Here is a 15,573-nt window from a genome sequence, read left to right as displayed (position 1 = left end):
TCCTATTCTTTGTTAGCTGAACCGTTAATAATATCGAGTAGTTCATTAGTAATACTGACTTGTCGGGCCTGATTGTATTTAAGTTGCAAGGCTTGAATCATCTCCTGGGCATTGTTGGTAGCTTGACTCATGGCTTGCATCCGACTGGCCTGCTCAGCCGTCTTGGCATCGATGATTGCCCCATAAATTTGACTTTCAGCATACTGCCGCAGTAAGTCATTTATAACTAATTCAGCGCTTGGTTCAATTCGATATTGAATCGACGCTTGAGCTGGCTCAGTCTGCTCTTCCAGTAGCCCTTCCAAAGGTAAGAAAGGCTCCAGACGTACTTCACTGGCCAGAATATTAATCGCGTGATGATATCCAATAATTAATCGATCATATACGTGATTTTGATACAATTTGATAGCTGTCTGGATAATTTCTTGCACTTGGGTATAGCTTGGATAATCTGGCAAATGTTGATGCTGGTAAGCTACTTCAATACCATGCTTACGGCAGTATTTAATGATTGGCTCACCAATAGCGAAAACTACGACTTCCTCAAGACTAGCATGCGCTACGTGCAACCGCTCTTCGAAACTTTGCAGCATCTGATTATTGTAATTACCTGCCAGGCCTTTGTCTGTTGTAATGATTAAGTAACCCGTCTTCTTTTGGGGATTGCGCTGATAGAGATCTTGAAAAGAGAGTGCTTCCTCACTCACATCAGGCAACCAAATTGTATCGGGCATATCATATAAAGAAGCCTGCATCAAATCGCGTACCATCCGTCGGACCGCTTCCATGTATATGTCATAATCCTTGGCCTTTTCTTGAATTTGATTATACTTAGCTGTGGAAACGAGGCGCATGGCGTTCGTAATCTGAGATGTCTTTCGAATGGAGTCGATTTGACGTTTAATTTGAACTAGGGATTCCATCTGAGCCCTCCGTTCCTTGACGTTGACCGAGATAGGTTTGATTAAATGACGCCAATAAGGAATCCAAGGCAGCTGTGTCCTCAATATGACCCTTGGTGCGAATGTCTTGTAGAATATCTTGGCCCCACTGATCCACGTAGTTATATAAATCTCTCTCATAGACTTGAACTTGGCTAGGGTCAACATCCGCCATGAATTGATGGGTGAGTGCATAAATTAAAATGACCTGCATCTCTTGCGGAATTAACACATGTGCCCCTTGTTTAAGTACTTCAACGGTGCGTGCACCCTGAGTAAGAGTACGTTGGGTGGTTTCATCAAGATCTGAACCAAATTGGCTAAAAGCCTCTAATTCACGATAACTTGCTAAGTCAATTCGCAAGGTACCAGACACCTTCTTCATAGCCGGCAACTGAGCTGACCCACCGACCCGAGATACTGACAGTCCAGCATTAATCGCCGGTAGGACACCACTAAAGAATAAATCACTTTCAAGGAAAATCTGGCCATCCGTAATAGAAATAACATTGGTTGGAATATAGGCTGATATATCACCAGCCTGGGTTTCGATAATCGGCAAGGCCGTCATCGAACCTCCACCTCGCTCATCACTAAGTTTCCCTGAACGTTCCAAAAGCCGTGAATGCAAGTAAAAAATATCTCCTGGGTAGGCTTCCCGACCAGGAGGTCGCTTCAATAGTAAGCTCAATTCTCTATAGGCAACAGCCTGCTTGGATAAATCATCATAAATAATAAGGACATCGTCACCCTGATACATAAAAGCCTCGCCCATCGCCGTTGCCGCATAAGGTGCTAAATATAGCAGGCTTGACGCACTAGAAGCACTAGCTGACATAACAATGGTGTAATCCATGGCGTCATGCCGTTCGAGGGTCTTGACGAGATTCTTTACGGTCGATTCTTTCTGCCCGATTGAAACATAAATGCAACGGACGTTCTTGCCTTTTTGGTTAAGGATGGTGTCAATCGCTAAGGTTGTCTTACCTGTCTTGCGGTCGCCAATAATTAACTCACGTTGGCCTTTGCCAATCGGAACCAGGGCATCGATGGCCTTAATACCGGTTTGCAAGGGTTCATTCACTGTTTGGCGATCCATTATACCGGGGGCTTCTGCTTCAACAGGGCGATACTGAGTTGCATGAATTTCGCCTTTGCCGTCAATTGGCCGACCTAATGCATCGACAACCCGACCTAGCATTACTTCACCGACGGGCACTTCCATCATCCGATGCATGCGACGAACCGAGTCGCCTTCATGGATAGATGCGTAAGAGCCGAAGATAATGACACCCACGTCTTCACTTTCCAAGTTCTGCACCATACCAATCGCACCATTGGAGAATTGCACCATTTCACCGTAACGCACTTCTTCAAAGCCGCTCACCCGTGCAATCCCATCACCAACAGAGGTGATGGTTCCAATTTTCTCTAATTTGCTTACGCCAGGTTCGAAATTATGCAGTACTTCTTGAATCCGTTGGATTGCTTTGAATTCACTCATCTTCTTCCCCCCTTCCTGATTCAGCTAAAGCTTGGGCTAATTCCCTCAATTGCTTACGGTAACTCCATTCATAAACAAAGGAATCCGACTGAACCCTCACCCCACAAATTAAGGCACTATCGACTACATAAGACACATTACCATAAGTCGTCTGGGTAAGCCGACTGAAACCGTCGACAATGGCCTGCTTGCTATCTGAAGAAAGCGGCACAGCACTTGTGATAATTAAGTCCTTTGCCCCTTTAATATGTCCTGGATGGTGCGTTAAACCTTGAGATTGCTTTACTGTTTCATAACTGCTTGCTTCAATCATCTCAGACATTTCCTTCCGCTTCCAATCTAGCCATAAACTCTTGAATTAAACGGTCTTGATCTTCCTGTGTCACCTCACGTTGTAATATCTTTTCAGCAATTTGCACAGATATTTCAGCGATATTAACTTCCATCGCCTCTTGCATTTCTTGGCGTTCTTGGGCGAAGCTTGCTTCTTGGCGTGCTTTTAATTCACGCATTTCAGATTCTGTAGCTTGAATTGTTCGCTGAGCTTCTGCTTGGCTTTGTACTTTTGCCCTGTTAATAATTTCAGTTGCTTCTTGGCGAGCTTGCTCCAAGGCAAGGCGAGCATCCTCTTGTGCTTGTTGGGAGGCCGTTTGAGCCATTTGAGCTTCGGCTAAATCTTTCGTAATTACTGCTTGACGTTTCTCCAGCATTTCTGAAATTGGCTTATAACCGAAACGGTAGGCAACGTAGATAACTAGAATAAAAGAAATTAATGTCATTAACATTTGCCCAATGGCTGAAGGTCCAAATAAATTCGCCATATCCACCTCACTCCTTAACTAAATACAAGAATAAAGGCCACGACAACCGCCATAATCGGGATAGCTTCAATTAAACCAACCCCAATAAACATCGTTGTGCGAATTTTATTCTCCATCTCCGGCTGACGGGCCATAGATTCAATTGCTTTCGAAATAACTAAACCGTTTCCAATTGCTGAGCCTAAGGCTGCAAAGGCAATTGCGATTGCTGCTCCAATACCATTCATCATTTATAACTCCTTTACTTATGTGAAACTTTATTTGATAGATAAACACTTGATAAGGTTACAAAAATATACGCTTGAATTGCACCGATAAATAGCGAGAATATTTGCCATATCATCTGAAGCGGTATACCCGCTAACCATGTTAATACGCCATAACTATTCCCAACTTGAGCGATTAATTTCAATAACACTTCCCCAGCAAAGATATTCCCAAATAAACGTAAGGCCAAGGTAAAGATATTAATCACTTCTTCTACCACGGTAATAGGTAGGCTGAGAATATTAGGGGATAAATACTCTGCTTTAATATATTTGCCCAAGCCTCCATGCGCCTTCGCCCCGAAATAATGGGAAAGCAAATTCATAATCACCGCTAAGACAATTGCAACCACTGGGTCTGCCGTAGGACTCTTAAAGTAAGACACTTCATGAACATCCACAAGCAGAATTAGACCAATATAATTAGCCACCAGCAAGAACAAAAATAACCCAAAAGCGATAATGACATAGAACTTGTCTGCTTGTTCACCAATATTATCGCGAACAATTCCTTTGATAAAACTAACCAAGGATTCCATCAGAATTTGACCCTTCGTTGGATTTTCTACCGATAAATTCCGATTTAAACATAGACAGATAAACGCCACAATAACAAGGACAGCCCCAAAGGCGATCATAGTATTCAATGGGAAACTTATACCTAACAATTCAATGATTCGAGTCTCATCCAAAATTCAACCTTCTTTCTAGTTAGGAATACACTAGTTGCGGGCAATTTTTAACAAAGGTATTCCATAAGTGATGTTACACCTATGCATTTTACTCCTATTTATTTTTAAATCAATGGTAAATCTTTCGTTTTTCTCAATACCAAAAAAGCTTGTGGCTTCAATATAATTATCCTTAAAAAATAAATAATTAACTTTGGATTTCAATATTTCTATATAAGTTTCGATTTGTGCTTGGATCTGAGTATTTGTTGAATTTTAAAGAAATATTTATAAAAATATTTCATCGGTAATACAAAAATAAATATTGCATATATTTTTAAATTTTTCCAATAATTTCTAGCATCATCATTAATTTAATAGTCTATTCATAACTGAAATTAAGGGCAACTCAATGAATGTGCTTACAATTTCTCGGGAATCCTCTCTATATATTGCTAAACTCAAAACTACTAATAGTCACAAAAAGACCCTTGAAAAGCCAAAGTTTTCAAGAGTCTTGAGTATGAATTTAAATATGAATCGGCATACCTAAAGCTAATTCCGCTGCATCCATTACAGTTTCTGCTAGAGATGGGTGAGAGTGAATTGTTAAGGCAATGTCTTCAGCGTTCATACCACTTTCAACAGCTAAAGTTAATTCAGCGATGACATCTGAAGCATTCGCTCCTGCGACTTGTGCCCCAACAATAATGTTGTCTTCTTTCGTTGTCACCAAGCGTACGAAACCTTCTGTTGCATTCAATGATAAAGCACGGCCATTCGCAGCAAGTGGGAATTTAGATACATTTACGTCTAAGCCAGCTTCTTTAGCTGAGTCTCTGGTATGACCAACGCTAGCTAGTTCTGGATCAGTAAAGCAGACTGCAGGCATTGCAACGTAGTCAACGACCATGCTTTCATCACCACTGATGGCTGCTGCAGCAACTTTTGCTTCATAACTTGCCTTGTGAGCGAGAGCAGCTCCAGCAACCGCATCACCGATAGCATAGATGTTTGATACGTTTGTGCGACATTGGTCATCTACTGTAATTAATCCGCGATCACCAATTCGAACACCAGCTTGTTCTAGGCCCATTTCATCAGTGTTTGGACGGCGACCTACAGTAACTAGGCAGTAATCAGCTTCAACAGTATGTGTCTTACCGCCAACTTCATACGTCACTTCAACACGATTACCATTCACTTTAGCTTCTTTAGCCATAGCATTGGTGATGATTTCTACACCTTTGTTCTTGAATTCATCCTCAACCAGGCGAACCATATCCTTCTCAAATGTAGGAATGATTTGCGGTGATCCTTCAAGAATTGTAATGTTTGTTCCAAAGTTTGCATAAGCACCAGCTAATTCTGAACCGATGTAACCCCCACCAATAACAACTAAGTCTTCAGGGATATCTGTTAAAGCTAGAATGCCTGTTGAGTCAAGAACGCGCTCACCGAATTTGAAACCTGGGATTTCAATCGGACGGCTTCCCGTTGCAACAATTGCATTGTTGAATGAATATGTTTGGGCTGCATCTTCTGTAATAACACGTAAAGTATGGTCATCAACGAAGAAAGCTTCTCCACGAATGATTTCAACTTTATTCTTCTTCAAGAGCATTTCCACGCCACCCGTTAACTTGCCAACAACTTCTTCATCTTTCCATTGTTGTGTACGTTTGAAATCAACGGAAATATCTTTCGTATTCACTCCAAAGAAGTCCCCGTGTTTAGCGTCATGGTATACATGCCCAGCGTTAATCAAGGCTTTGGATGGGATACACCCAACGTTTAAACATGTTCCGCCAATGAATTCACGTTCAATGATGGCAACTTTCTGACCAAGTTGAGCTGCACGGATCGCTGCAACGTAACCACCAGGTCCAGATCCTATAACGACTGTATCTAGTTCAATTGCGAAATCTCCAACTACCATTCAGTTTTCACCTTAACCTTCCATTAATAACAATTCAGGGTCTGATAAGTATTTCTTAACTTCATTAAGGGCTAATTGAGCGGTTGCACCGTCCATAATTCTATGATCGTACGTGATTGATAACTTCACAACGCGACCAACTGCTAATTCGCCTTCTTCATTGACAACTGGCTGTTGAACAATTGAACCAAAGCCTAGGATGACAGATTCTGGGTAGTTCAAGATTGGCGTGAACCATTTACCACCCGCTGAACCTAAGTTAGAAATCGTGATTGTTCCATCACGCATTTCACCGGCTGATAATTTACCTTCATGTGCTTTAGCTGCTAATTCATTGATTTCATCAGCGATGTCAAACATGCTCTTAGCATTTGCGTCTTTAATGTTAGGAACATATAAGCCAGCATCTGTATCTGTCGCAATACCTACGTTGTAGTAGTTCTTGTAAATGATTTCAGATTTCTCATCATCTAATTGCGCATTGATTACAGGGTATTTCTTCGCTGCTGCCACAAGTGCTTTAACGACATATGGCAAGAAGGTTAACTTCGTATCGCGTTCAGCTGCCACATCTTTAAATTTCTTGCGGTGATCCCAAAGTTTAGAAACTTCTACTTCATCAAAATGCGTTAATTGTGCAGAACTTTGAAGTGAGTTCATCATAGAGCGTGAAATAGCTTTACGCATTGGCGTCATCGCTACGCGCTCTTCACGTTCACCACTGCTAGCTACTGGTGCTGTTGCAGCTGGTTTGCTTTCTGCGGATGCTGCTTGAGCTGGTTGAGCAGCTGATGCTTCTTCTGCTTGAGCTGGGGCAGCTGGTTGAGAACCAAAGTTCAAGACATCACTTTCAGTTACCCGGCCACCTTTACCTGTCGGTGTTACTTGTGTAATATCAACACCCTTCTCACGAGCTAGCTTACGCACAGATGGCATTGCTAGAACGCGACCTGCTGGGTTATTTGCGCCAGCTTGGCCTGTTGGTGCTGCATCGGAAGTTGCTGCACCTGTTGTTTGTGCCGTAGCTGCTTGAGCTGGATCTTCACCCGCTTCGCCTGTTGGTGACGCTGGAGTAGAAACAACTGCATTGTCAGTTCCTTCATAATCAGGTGCATCGATTTCAACAAGCACATCACCTACGTGTGCTACTTCACCTTCTTGAACGTGGATTTTCACAATAGTTCCAGAGTATGGTGATGGGATTTCTTCAACGGATTTATCATTTTGGATTTCTACTAATGTGTCATCTTCATTGATTGTATCGCCTTCAGCTACTGCCCATGATACTACTTCTCCTTCATGGATTCCTTCACCAAGTTCAGGCAAGGTAAAGTTAAAGTTACCGCCTCCAGCAGTTGCTGTCGCTTGAGTAACTGGTGCTTCGTCTGCTTGTTCTGCAGCAGGTGCTTCGTCAGCCTCGTCGTTCCCTTCGTAACCAGGTGCATCGATTTCAACAAGTACATCACCTACGTGTGCAACCGTTCCTTCAGAAACAACAATCTTACTTACTGTACCTGTAACAGGTGAAGGAATTTCTTCAACCGATTTATCGTTTTGGATTTCAACTAAAGTATCATCTTCATTAATTGTATCGCCTTCAGCTACTGCCCAAGTTACAACTTCGCCTTCATGGATTCCTTCGCCAAGTTCAGGAAGTCTAAATTTAAAAGCCATGTATGTACATCCTTTCGTTTGTCATTTTCATGAAAAGTGAAGATAGCACTGTGGCTATCTTCTTCGTGTCAAATTAGAAAACAGTTGCTTCTTTAACTGCTTCTACGATATCGTTTGCATTTGGCAACCATTCTTTCTCTGCCATACCAAATGGATAAACAGTGTTCGGCGCAGCTACGAATTGGATTGGTGCTTTCAATGATAAGACTGCACGTTGAGAAATTTCAGAGATAACTTTCTCACCAACACCTGCTTGACGTTGTGCTTCTTGAACTACAACGACACGACCTGTTTTCTCAGTTGTTTTAATGAGGGTATCGATATCCAATGGGTAAACAGTACGTAAGTCAATAATTTCAGCGTTGATGCCTTCTTTTTCTAAGGTTTCAGCTGCTGCGATTGCTTCACGAACCATTGCACCGTATGCGATGATGGATACATCTGTACCTTCTTTAACCACATTTGCTTCACCTAGAGGGATTGTATATTCTCCTTCAGGTACTTCTTCACGGAATGAACGATATAGTTTCATATGTTCCAAGAAGACAACTGGATCGTTATCACGGATTGAAGAAATCAGTAAACCTTTCGCATCATAAGGATTTGAAGGAATGACTACTTTAACCCCTGGAGATTGAGCAATTAAGCCTTCTAAACTGTCCGCGTGCATTTCTGGTGTAGCAACTCCCCCACCGAATGGTGAACGAACGGTAATTGGCATATTACGTGAACCGCCCATACGGAAACGTGTCCGGCTCATTTGTCCAGCAATAGAGTCCATTACTTCAAAGAGGAAACCGAAGAATTGGATTTCCATAATCGGACGGAAACCTTCCATAGATAAACCAATAGCTAAACCACCAATACCAGACTCAGCCAAAGGAGTGTTGAATACACGATCTTCACCATGCTTGTCTTGCAAACCTTCCGTAGCACGGAAGACACCACCGTTTTTACCAACGTCTTCACCGAAGATTAAGGTACGGTCATCTTTGTTTAACTCGATATCCAAAGCATCTGTAATTGCTTGGATCATTGTCATTTGTGCCATATTTACTTATTCTCCTTTGCTTCATATTGTTCAATTTGTTCTTGAGTGATTTGATCTGCCTCTTCGAACATGTTCTTCAAGAAGTCTGAAACTTTCTGTTTAGGTGCAGCTTCAGCGTCTTGGATTGCTTGCTTAGCTTCTTCTTTCGCTTGAGCGACAACTTCTTCTTCACGCTCTTCAGTCCATAGGCCTTTCTCAGTTAAGAAGATGCGGAAGCGATTTAATGGATCAAGTCCACGCCAATGCTCTTGAGCACCTTCTGGTTGATAACGTTTCGGGTCGTCTCCAGATAAGGAGTGAGCACCGTAACGGTAGCAAAGTGTTTCAATTAGAACTGGTCCGTTACCTTCAATCGCAAATTCACGTGCTGCTTTAGTGACTGCATATACAGCAAGGATATCCATACCGTCTACTTGGATACCTGGAATACCAGCAGCTACTGCTTTCTGGGCAAGGGTTGGTGCTGCTGTTTGGCTTTCACGAGGAGTTGAAATAGCCCAGCCGTTATTCTGAATAACGAAGACAGCAGGAGCTTTGTATGCACCAGCGTAGTTGATACCTTCGTAGAAGTCACCTTGAGATGAGCCACCGTCACCTGTCCAAGTCATAGCAATCGCTTTGCGACCATTCTTCTTAATACCTAAGGCAGCACCCGCTGCTTGTACATATTGGGCACCGATAATGATTTGTGGTGGGTAAGCACGGAAATCTTCTGGATAAGTGCTTCCGTCAACGTGGCCTTTAGACCATAGGAAAGCTTTATGTCTTGGTAAACCATGTTCCATTAATTGTGGTAAATCACGGTAACCAGGGAATAAAACGTCATCAGAAGTAGTTGCTAGGACTGTTCCAAGTTGCGAAGCTTCTTGACCAGCTGTTGGCGCAACGAAACCTAAACGGCCTTGACGGCTCAAAGCGAACATACGCTCATTCCACTCGCGGTAGAATACCATCTTCTCCATAAAATCTACTAATTCTTCATCTGACAATTCTGGCATTAACGCTTCATTGACAATCTTACCTGACTCATCTAGAACTTTAACTGTACTAAAGTCAAAGTTATTAGCATCGAGCAAAGCTTCGATTGTTTGTGTTTCCTTCTTCACCATGCAAATACACATTCCTCTCATTTATATTGAATAACACAGTTCGGCAAAACTGTATCAATTTCTTAATTATAATTTATCATGAATGTAAGGGCTTTGCAAGTTATGAAAAGCTTCACAAATGGTACAGTTAAGCGAAAAGTTTGTGATTTATGTAATTATAAAAAATTTTTATTGTTTGAATTCAAAAAAAGCCCTAATCTAACCAGATTAAGGCTTGTAATCGCTGTTTTATCTGTTTCACTCTAAATAAGACAACTGTTTAAAAATTAGAGAATTTTAATGTTGAGATTTTTTTGGGGGGGAGTTTTTCCCCATCCTAAACTTATCTTCTCTGCAACTTTTGCTTGGCAAAGATTATTCATTCGTCAAGTTTGTATAAAAGTTGCTTAGAACTTGCGGAATCTAGCTTGCTTAGCTTGAACTCTTGTAGCTACATCCTCTTGGACAAGTTCGTTAAATTTCGTTTCAATGGCTTGGCAAAGTTGCTCCAGAAGTTTGGAGCGCTCAATCGGTTCACCGTTAGGGTTCGTTTCTGTAATAATGCGCTCAATAATACCTAATTCTTTTAATTCAGGAGCCGTTAGTCGCATTAAATCCGCCGCTTGTGGGGCAAGCTTAGAGTCTTTCCAGAGAATGCTTGCAAAGCCTTCAGGTGAGAGAATGGAATACACAGCATGTTCCAACATCCAAACTTCATCGGCTAAAGCCAGGGCAATGGCACCACCACTCCCGCCTTCACCGAGAATAATCGCCAAGGTTGGCACGGTAAGTTCTGCCATGGTCATCAATGAACTAGCAATAGCTTCACCAATACCTCCTTCTTCAGATTCTGGTGCAGCATAAGCCCCTGAGGTATTGATTAAGGTCAAGACTGGCCGATTGAATTTCTCAGCTTGTTTCATCAGACGTTGCGCTTTGCGGTAGCCACTCGGACCACTGGAGCCGAAGTTTCGCTTAATATTCTCATGGGTCGTGAGACCTTTTTGGACGCCGATGATAGTTAGGGCTTGTTGGCCCATCATCCCAATGCCCCCGATAATTGCCTTGTCATCCCCTGCGACACGGTCGCCATGAAACTCAATAAAATTTTCTGTTAGCGCGTCTATAATTTCTAATGTTGAGACCCGGTGGACGTCGCGCGCCTTCTGGACTGTATGATATGCTTCCATGTTAACCTCCTAGCGCTGCTACTTATGCACATTTAAGATAAGTGCTAAAGCATCATGCTGCTCACTTCTTGCGATAATTTGATCGACGAAGCCTGTTTGGAGTACTCGCTCCGCTTCTTGGAAATCTTCGGGCAATTCCGCCTGCATTGTCTGGGCAATGACGCGTTTACCAGCAAAACCGATGGTTGCTTTGGGTTCGGCTAATGTAATATCAGCTTGCATACCGAAACTGGCTGTAACCCCACCGGTCGTCGGATTGGTCAGCACACTCACATACAATAATCCAGCTTGACTATGTTGGGAGACTGCTTGCGACACCTTCGCCATCTGCATCAGCGATAGGATCCCTTCCTGCATCCGGGCGCCCCCTGAAGCGACATATAGAATAACAGGAAGTTCACGCTCGGTCGCCTTTTCAAACAAACGAGTTAATTTCTCCCCAACAACACTTCCCATACTTGCCATAATGAAACGACTGTCCATGACACCTAATGATACGGCATTACCTCTGATGGTGGCTTCACCCGTTACCACCGCTTCATTCAAGCCGGTTACGTCTTGGGCAGCTTCAAGCTTCTCTTGATAATCAGGAAAGTCGAGCGGATTCACCGTGGCAAAATAACTATCCCACTCCATAAAGCTGCCCTCATCCACTAGCCACTCAATTCGGTCTTGAGCTGGAAATTGGAAATGGTGCTGACAATTCGGACAACAACGGTCTTGGGTAATGTCTTTTTGTAAGATGACGCGGCGGCAAGAAGGACAGCGCTTGACTAAGTCATCCGGCAATTCTTCGCGTTTCTTCGTAAAGTTCTGGGGTAAGATTGGATTTAGCCGAATAGATTCTTTCTTACGAAATAAAGCCATTTACTATCCCTCCTCTGCTTCTAGCATGGCATTCCACGCTGGCATAAATTGACTTTCCAGCCACCGGGTATCAAATGCATCTGCAAAGACTGTCTCGTTGCCAATTAAAGCATCTAATAAATCGACATTGGTTTCTAAGCCTTCAACAACAACTTCGTATAAGGCGCGTTTCATCATCTGGAAGGCACCTTCGCGCTGATCATGATGCGTGATAATCTTGCCAATCATCGAATCATAGAAAGGTGGCAATTCATATTCCGAATAAGCTGCTGTTTCAACCCGGAGGCCCAACCCACCTGCAGGCATAATGCAACGATTAATGTGCCCGCTTGATGGCATAAAGTTGGCCCGAGGATTCTCCGCATTTAAGCGACACTCGATCGCAAAGCCTGAAAATTGAATATCTTCTTGGCGGTAAGACAAGGCTTCACCGCTTGCAATGCGAATCTGCTCTTGAACTAAATCGACACCGGTTATCATTTCAGTCACGGGATGTTCCACTTGTAAACGGGTATTCATTTCCATGAAATAATAGTTCCCCGCTTGATCCACAAGAAATTCAATAGTCCCAGCATTCGTGTATTCGATTGCTTTAGCCGCCCGTACAGCAGCTTTGCAAATACCTTCCCGGGTTTCCGGAGCCAGACTAAGGGCTGGAGCGAACTCAATCACTTTCTGATTATTTCTTTGTAGGGAGCAGTCTCGTTCACCTAAATGAATGACATTTCCATGCGTATCACCTAATAATTGCACTTCAATATGTTTCGCTGATTGAATAATCTGCTCGATATACAGATGTTGATTGCCATAAATTGCTTGGGTCTCCGCTTGCGCCTGCATGAATTTATCTTCTAATTCTTCCGGGACATCAACCCGGCGCATCCCTTTGCCACCACCGCCATCAGCTGCTTTAATCATGAGCGGGTAACCAATACGCTCAGCGACTTGGCGGGCTTCTTCAATATCCAGCACTAAGTCATCGCTACCTGGAATAACTGGCACGCCAGCTTCAATCATGGTTACACGCGCATTATGCTTATTTCCCATTGAGCGAATATGATAGCTACTAGGTCCAATAAAACTAATGCCTACATCCTCACACAGGGCCGCAAAGTCACTTCGTTCAGACAAGAAGCCATAACCTGGATGGATTGCTTCACAGCCTGTCACCATTGCTGCACTGAGGATCGCAATAGGGTTTGCATAGGAATCTAAAGTCTTGGCTGGCCCAATGCAGACTGCTTCATCTGCTAATTCCGCATGCATAGCATTTCGGTCCGCTTCACTGTAAACAGCGACAGACGTGATATTCATTTCTCGTAACGCTCGAATAATTCGAACTGCAATTTCGCCGCGATTGGCAACCAATACTTTTCCAAACATATTACTTCGCTCCAATAATAAATGTCATTTCTGCTTCACATACTTTCTTCTCGCTTACATAAGCATAGCCTTGGGCAAGTCCCGCATTCTTGCGGAGTTTCGTAATTTCCACTTCCAGACGTAAGACGTCTCCTGGGACAACTTTCTGGCGGAACTTCACTTTGTTTAAACCACCTAAGTAGCCGTTCATGCCCTTGAATTCCTCTTGCATCAATAGAGCAATCGAACCTGCTTGGGCTAAGGCATCGATAATAAAGACACCCGGAAAGACCGGCTCACCTGGGAAGTGGCCATTAAAGACTTCTTCATTAATGGTCACATTTTTGCGGGCAACAATGCGTTTACCTGGCTCTAATTCATCAACAGCATCGATAAATAGAATGGGATACCGATTTGGAATAATCTCCATGACTTCTTGAACACTTAATACACTCATAACTTCCTCCTTATGGTTCGATAATCAAGAGCGCCTGGTTGTATTCTACAACCGTCTCATTCTCAACAAGGATTTCTACAACCCGTCCTGATACGGGGGCTTGAATTTCATTCATTAATTTCATCGCTTCAATAATCATAACCGTATCCCCTTGGGTGACTTGATCGCCCACTTGGACAAATGGTGCTGCATCTGGCTTCGGCCGCAAGTAAGCCACCCCTACCATCGGGGCTAAGACCGCTTCACCTTTCGGTCCAACGGGTTCAGCTTCAGGGGCAACCGTAATTTGTGGAGCAATTTCAGCAAGAGGTGGAACGTCTGTTAATGAGTCTGCTTGCGGGGTAGAACTTGCCGATGAGGCAACTGGTGCTTCATTGGAGTTCACTTTCATCGGCACTTCTTTAGATAGTTCTAAAGAGCCCGACTCAAAGCGATAATCCATGTAAGCCAAACTTGACTGATCAATACGGTCGATTAATTCCAATAACTGCTCGTGTGTCATCCTAAGCCTCCCATTTCTTGAAGCATAGCACTGCATTGTGGCCACCAAAGCCTAAGGAATTAGACAGAACATACTTAAGCTCCGCCTGGCGGCCTTCACCTGGCACATAGTCTAAATCGCAAGCCTCGTCAGGTGTCTCTAAGCCTAGAGTAGCCGGAACGAAACCTTCTTCTAAAGCCTTTACACAAGCAATAGCTTCGACACCACCAGCAGCCCCCAATAAGTGACCGAAATGTCCCTTAGAGCTTGATACAGGAATATCATAAGCTCGCTCACCTAAGGCATATTTAATGGCTACTGTTTCAGCTGAATCATTGGTCGGCGTACTGGTTCCATGAGCATTTATATAGTCCACCTCTTCAGCCGTAATCCCAGCCATAGTCATCGCTTGAAGCATGGCTTTACCAGCTCCTGAGCCATCTGGATTAGGTGCAGTCATATGGTAAGCATCTGAATTAGCCCCATATCCGACCAGCTCGGCATAAATGTGGGCACCCCGTGCTTGAGCAGATTCTAAAGACTCCAAGAATAGGACCCCGGCCCCTTCACCCATGACAAAGCCATCGCGATCCTTGTCAAAAGGTCTGGACGCCGTATCCGCATCTGGATTAAAGCTTGTTGCTGTTAAGGCCTCAAAGCCTCCCACACCAATCATCGAAAGAGTCCCTTCTGCTCCACCAGCTAGACACGCATCTAACATGCCTGCTTGAATCTTCAAGAAGGCCTCCCCGATGGAATTAGTAGCACTCGCACAGGCCGTGACAATATCTAAACTGATTCCTTTGGCACCTAAATGCATCGATACATTCCCTGCCGCCATATTCCCAATAACCATCGGCACAAAAAGCGCCGGAATACGTTTAGGGCCTTTGTCTGTCATCTTAATAACGCCTTCTTGAATGGTATTAATACCGCCGATCCCGGAACTGATTAATACACCGACACCTTCAGCATTCGCTTCAATATCATAGCCACTCATCTGCGTCGCTTGGACCGATGCAGCAATCGCATACTGAGAGAAATCATCCATCCGTCGTGTATCTTTACGGGAAATATATTCTGTTGGATCAAAGTTTTTCACTTCACCCGCAATCTTCGTACTCATATCACTGGTATCAAATTTGGTAATCTCAGCAAAACCATGCTTGCCGGCTTTCATGTTCTTCCAGAAGGCTTCAACATCATTCCCGATCGGTGACACCGCACCCATCCCTGTTACTACAACTCTTTGCATTCTTAT

The 15,573-nt window shown here is 43.5% G+C and carries 16 protein-coding genes; all 16 read right to left on the bottom strand.

The window, feature by feature from the left end; genetic code table 11:
* Positions 1 to 2: 2 nt before the first annotated feature.
* Positions 3 to 923 (bottom strand): ATP synthase F1 subunit gamma, encoded by a 921-nt coding sequence (gene atpG / locus CL176_RS03755; protein ID WP_118990129.1) that lies wholly within the window; start codon positions 921 to 923, stop codon positions 3 to 5.
* Positions 901 to 2,445 carry a F0F1 ATP synthase subunit alpha gene (gene atpA, locus CL176_RS03750; protein WP_118990128.1) on the bottom strand — a complete coding sequence of 515 codons (1,545 nt, stop codon included), beginning with the start codon at positions 2,443 to 2,445 and terminating at the stop codon, positions 901 to 903. The genes atpG and atpA overlap by 23 nt, the downstream gene beginning before the upstream one ends.
* The gene (locus CL176_RS03745; protein ID WP_118990127.1) at positions 2,438 to 2,767 is read right to left on the bottom strand and encodes a F0F1 ATP synthase subunit delta; all 330 of its coding nucleotides are present in this window, start codon (positions 2,765 to 2,767) and stop codon (positions 2,438 to 2,440) included. The genes atpA and CL176_RS03745 overlap by 8 nt, the downstream gene beginning before the upstream one ends.
* Positions 2,760 to 3,266: a F0F1 ATP synthase subunit B gene (gene atpF / locus CL176_RS03740; protein ID WP_118990126.1), complete on the bottom strand. Its 507-nt coding sequence runs from the start codon at positions 3,264 to 3,266 to the stop codon at positions 2,760 to 2,762. The genes CL176_RS03745 and atpF overlap by 8 nt, the downstream gene beginning before the upstream one ends.
* Positions 3,267 to 3,280: 14 nt before the next feature.
* The gene (gene atpE, locus CL176_RS03735; protein ID WP_118991561.1) at positions 3,281 to 3,493 is read right to left on the bottom strand and encodes a F0F1 ATP synthase subunit C; all 213 of its coding nucleotides are present in this window, start codon (positions 3,491 to 3,493) and stop codon (positions 3,281 to 3,283) included.
* Positions 3,494 to 3,507: 14 nt separating this feature from the next.
* The gene (atpB, locus tag CL176_RS03730) at positions 3,508 to 4,224 is read right to left on the bottom strand and encodes a F0F1 ATP synthase subunit A (RefSeq protein WP_118990125.1); all 717 of its coding nucleotides are present in this window, start codon (positions 4,222 to 4,224) and stop codon (positions 3,508 to 3,510) included.
* A 508-nt stretch (positions 4,225 to 4,732) separates the two neighbouring features.
* The gene (lpdA, locus tag CL176_RS03725) at positions 4,733 to 6,142 is read right to left on the bottom strand and encodes a dihydrolipoyl dehydrogenase (RefSeq protein ID WP_118990124.1); all 1,410 of its coding nucleotides are present in this window, start codon (positions 6,140 to 6,142) and stop codon (positions 4,733 to 4,735) included.
* Positions 6,143 to 6,154: 12 nt separating this feature from the next.
* A complete protein-coding gene (locus tag CL176_RS03720) occupies positions 6,155 to 7,816 on the bottom strand; it encodes a 2-oxo acid dehydrogenase subunit E2 (protein ID WP_118990123.1) in 1,662 nt (553 codons plus the stop codon).
* Positions 7,817 to 7,889: 73 nt separating this feature from the next.
* A complete protein-coding gene (locus tag CL176_RS03715; protein WP_118990122.1) occupies positions 7,890 to 8,867 on the bottom strand; it encodes an alpha-ketoacid dehydrogenase subunit beta in 978 nt (325 codons plus the stop codon).
* Between the two features lie 2 nt (positions 8,868 to 8,869).
* Complete coding sequence (pdhA, locus tag CL176_RS03710; RefSeq protein ID WP_118990121.1) at positions 8,870 to 9,976, bottom strand: pyruvate dehydrogenase (acetyl-transferring) E1 component subunit alpha; 1,107 nt, start codon at positions 9,974 to 9,976, stop codon at positions 8,870 to 8,872.
* A 386-nt stretch (positions 9,977 to 10,362) separates the two neighbouring features.
* The gene (accA, locus tag CL176_RS03705; protein ID WP_118990120.1) at positions 10,363 to 11,145 is read right to left on the bottom strand and encodes a carboxyltransferase subunit alpha; all 783 of its coding nucleotides are present in this window, start codon (positions 11,143 to 11,145) and stop codon (positions 10,363 to 10,365) included.
* A gap of 18 nt (positions 11,146 to 11,163) precedes the next feature.
* Positions 11,164 to 12,012, bottom strand: coding sequence for an acetyl-CoA carboxylase, carboxyltransferase subunit beta (accD, locus tag CL176_RS03700; RefSeq protein WP_118990119.1), 849 nt, complete (start codon positions 12,010 to 12,012; stop codon positions 11,164 to 11,166).
* Between the two features lie 3 nt (positions 12,013 to 12,015).
* On the bottom strand, positions 12,016 to 13,395 hold the full coding sequence (accC, locus tag CL176_RS03695; protein ID WP_118990118.1) for an acetyl-CoA carboxylase biotin carboxylase subunit: 1,380 nt from the start codon (positions 13,393 to 13,395) through the stop codon (positions 12,016 to 12,018).
* Position 13,396: 1 nt separating this feature from the next.
* A complete protein-coding gene (gene fabZ, locus CL176_RS03690; protein WP_118990117.1) occupies positions 13,397 to 13,831 on the bottom strand; it encodes a 3-hydroxyacyl-ACP dehydratase FabZ in 435 nt (144 codons plus the stop codon).
* Between the two features lie 10 nt (positions 13,832 to 13,841).
* The gene (gene accB / locus CL176_RS03685) at positions 13,842 to 14,333 is read right to left on the bottom strand and encodes an acetyl-CoA carboxylase biotin carboxyl carrier protein (protein WP_162890811.1); all 492 of its coding nucleotides are present in this window, start codon (positions 14,331 to 14,333) and stop codon (positions 13,842 to 13,844) included.
* A gap of 1 nt (position 14,334) precedes the next feature.
* Positions 14,335 to 15,567, bottom strand: coding sequence for a beta-ketoacyl-ACP synthase II (gene fabF / locus CL176_RS03680; protein ID WP_118990115.1), 1,233 nt, complete (start codon positions 15,565 to 15,567; stop codon positions 14,335 to 14,337).
* Positions 15,568 to 15,573 lie beyond the last annotated feature (6 nt).

This window comes from Suicoccus acidiformans, assembly GCF_003546865.1.
Lineage (GTDB): Bacteria > Bacillota > Bacilli > Lactobacillales > Aerococcaceae > Suicoccus > Suicoccus acidiformans.
This window is presented reverse-complemented; position numbering and strand designations above follow the sequence as displayed.

Coding starts and splice junctions, on each gene's coding strand:
- CL176_RS03715 (WP_118990122.1), bottom strand. CDS start 8,867: ATGGCACAAATGACAATGATCCAAGCAATTACAGATGCTTTGGATATC.
- atpF (WP_118990126.1), bottom strand. CDS start 3,266: ATGGCGAATTTATTTGGACCTTCAGCCATTGGGCAAATGTTAATGACA.
- CL176_RS03720 (WP_118990123.1), bottom strand. CDS start 7,816: ATGGCTTTTAAATTTAGACTTCCTGAACTTGGCGAAGGAATCCATGAA.
- pdhA (WP_118990121.1), bottom strand. CDS start 9,976: ATGGTGAAGAAGGAAACACAAACAATCGAAGCTTTGCTCGATGCTAAT.
- fabZ (WP_118990117.1), bottom strand. CDS start 13,831: ATGAGTGTATTAAGTGTTCAAGAAGTCATGGAGATTATTCCAAATCGG.
- atpA (WP_118990128.1), bottom strand. CDS start 2,445: ATGAGTGAATTCAAAGCAATCCAACGGATTCAAGAAGTACTGCATAAT.
- CL176_RS03745 (WP_118990127.1), bottom strand. CDS start 2,767: ATGTCTGAGATGATTGAAGCAAGCAGTTATGAAACAGTAAAGCAATCT.
- accB (WP_162890811.1), bottom strand. CDS start 14,333: ATGACACACGAGCAGTTATTGGAATTAATCGACCGTATTGATCAGTCA.
- accC (WP_118990118.1), bottom strand. CDS start 13,395: ATGTTTGGAAAAGTATTGGTTGCCAATCGCGGCGAAATTGCAGTTCGA.
- lpdA (WP_118990124.1), bottom strand. CDS start 6,142: ATGGTAGTTGGAGATTTCGCAATTGAACTAGATACAGTCGTTATAGGA.
- atpE (WP_118991561.1), bottom strand. CDS start 3,493: ATGAATGGTATTGGAGCAGCAATCGCAATTGCCTTTGCAGCCTTAGGC.
- atpG (WP_118990129.1), bottom strand. CDS start 923: ATGGAATCCCTAGTTCAAATTAAACGTCAAATCGACTCCATTCGAAAG.
- accD (WP_118990119.1), bottom strand. CDS start 12,012: ATGGCTTTATTTCGTAAGAAAGAATCTATTCGGCTAAATCCAATCTTA.
- fabF (WP_118990115.1), bottom strand. CDS start 15,567: ATGCAAAGAGTTGTAGTAACAGGGATGGGTGCGGTGTCACCGATCGGG.
- accA (WP_118990120.1), bottom strand. CDS start 11,145: ATGGAAGCATATCATACAGTCCAGAAGGCGCGCGACGTCCACCGGGTC.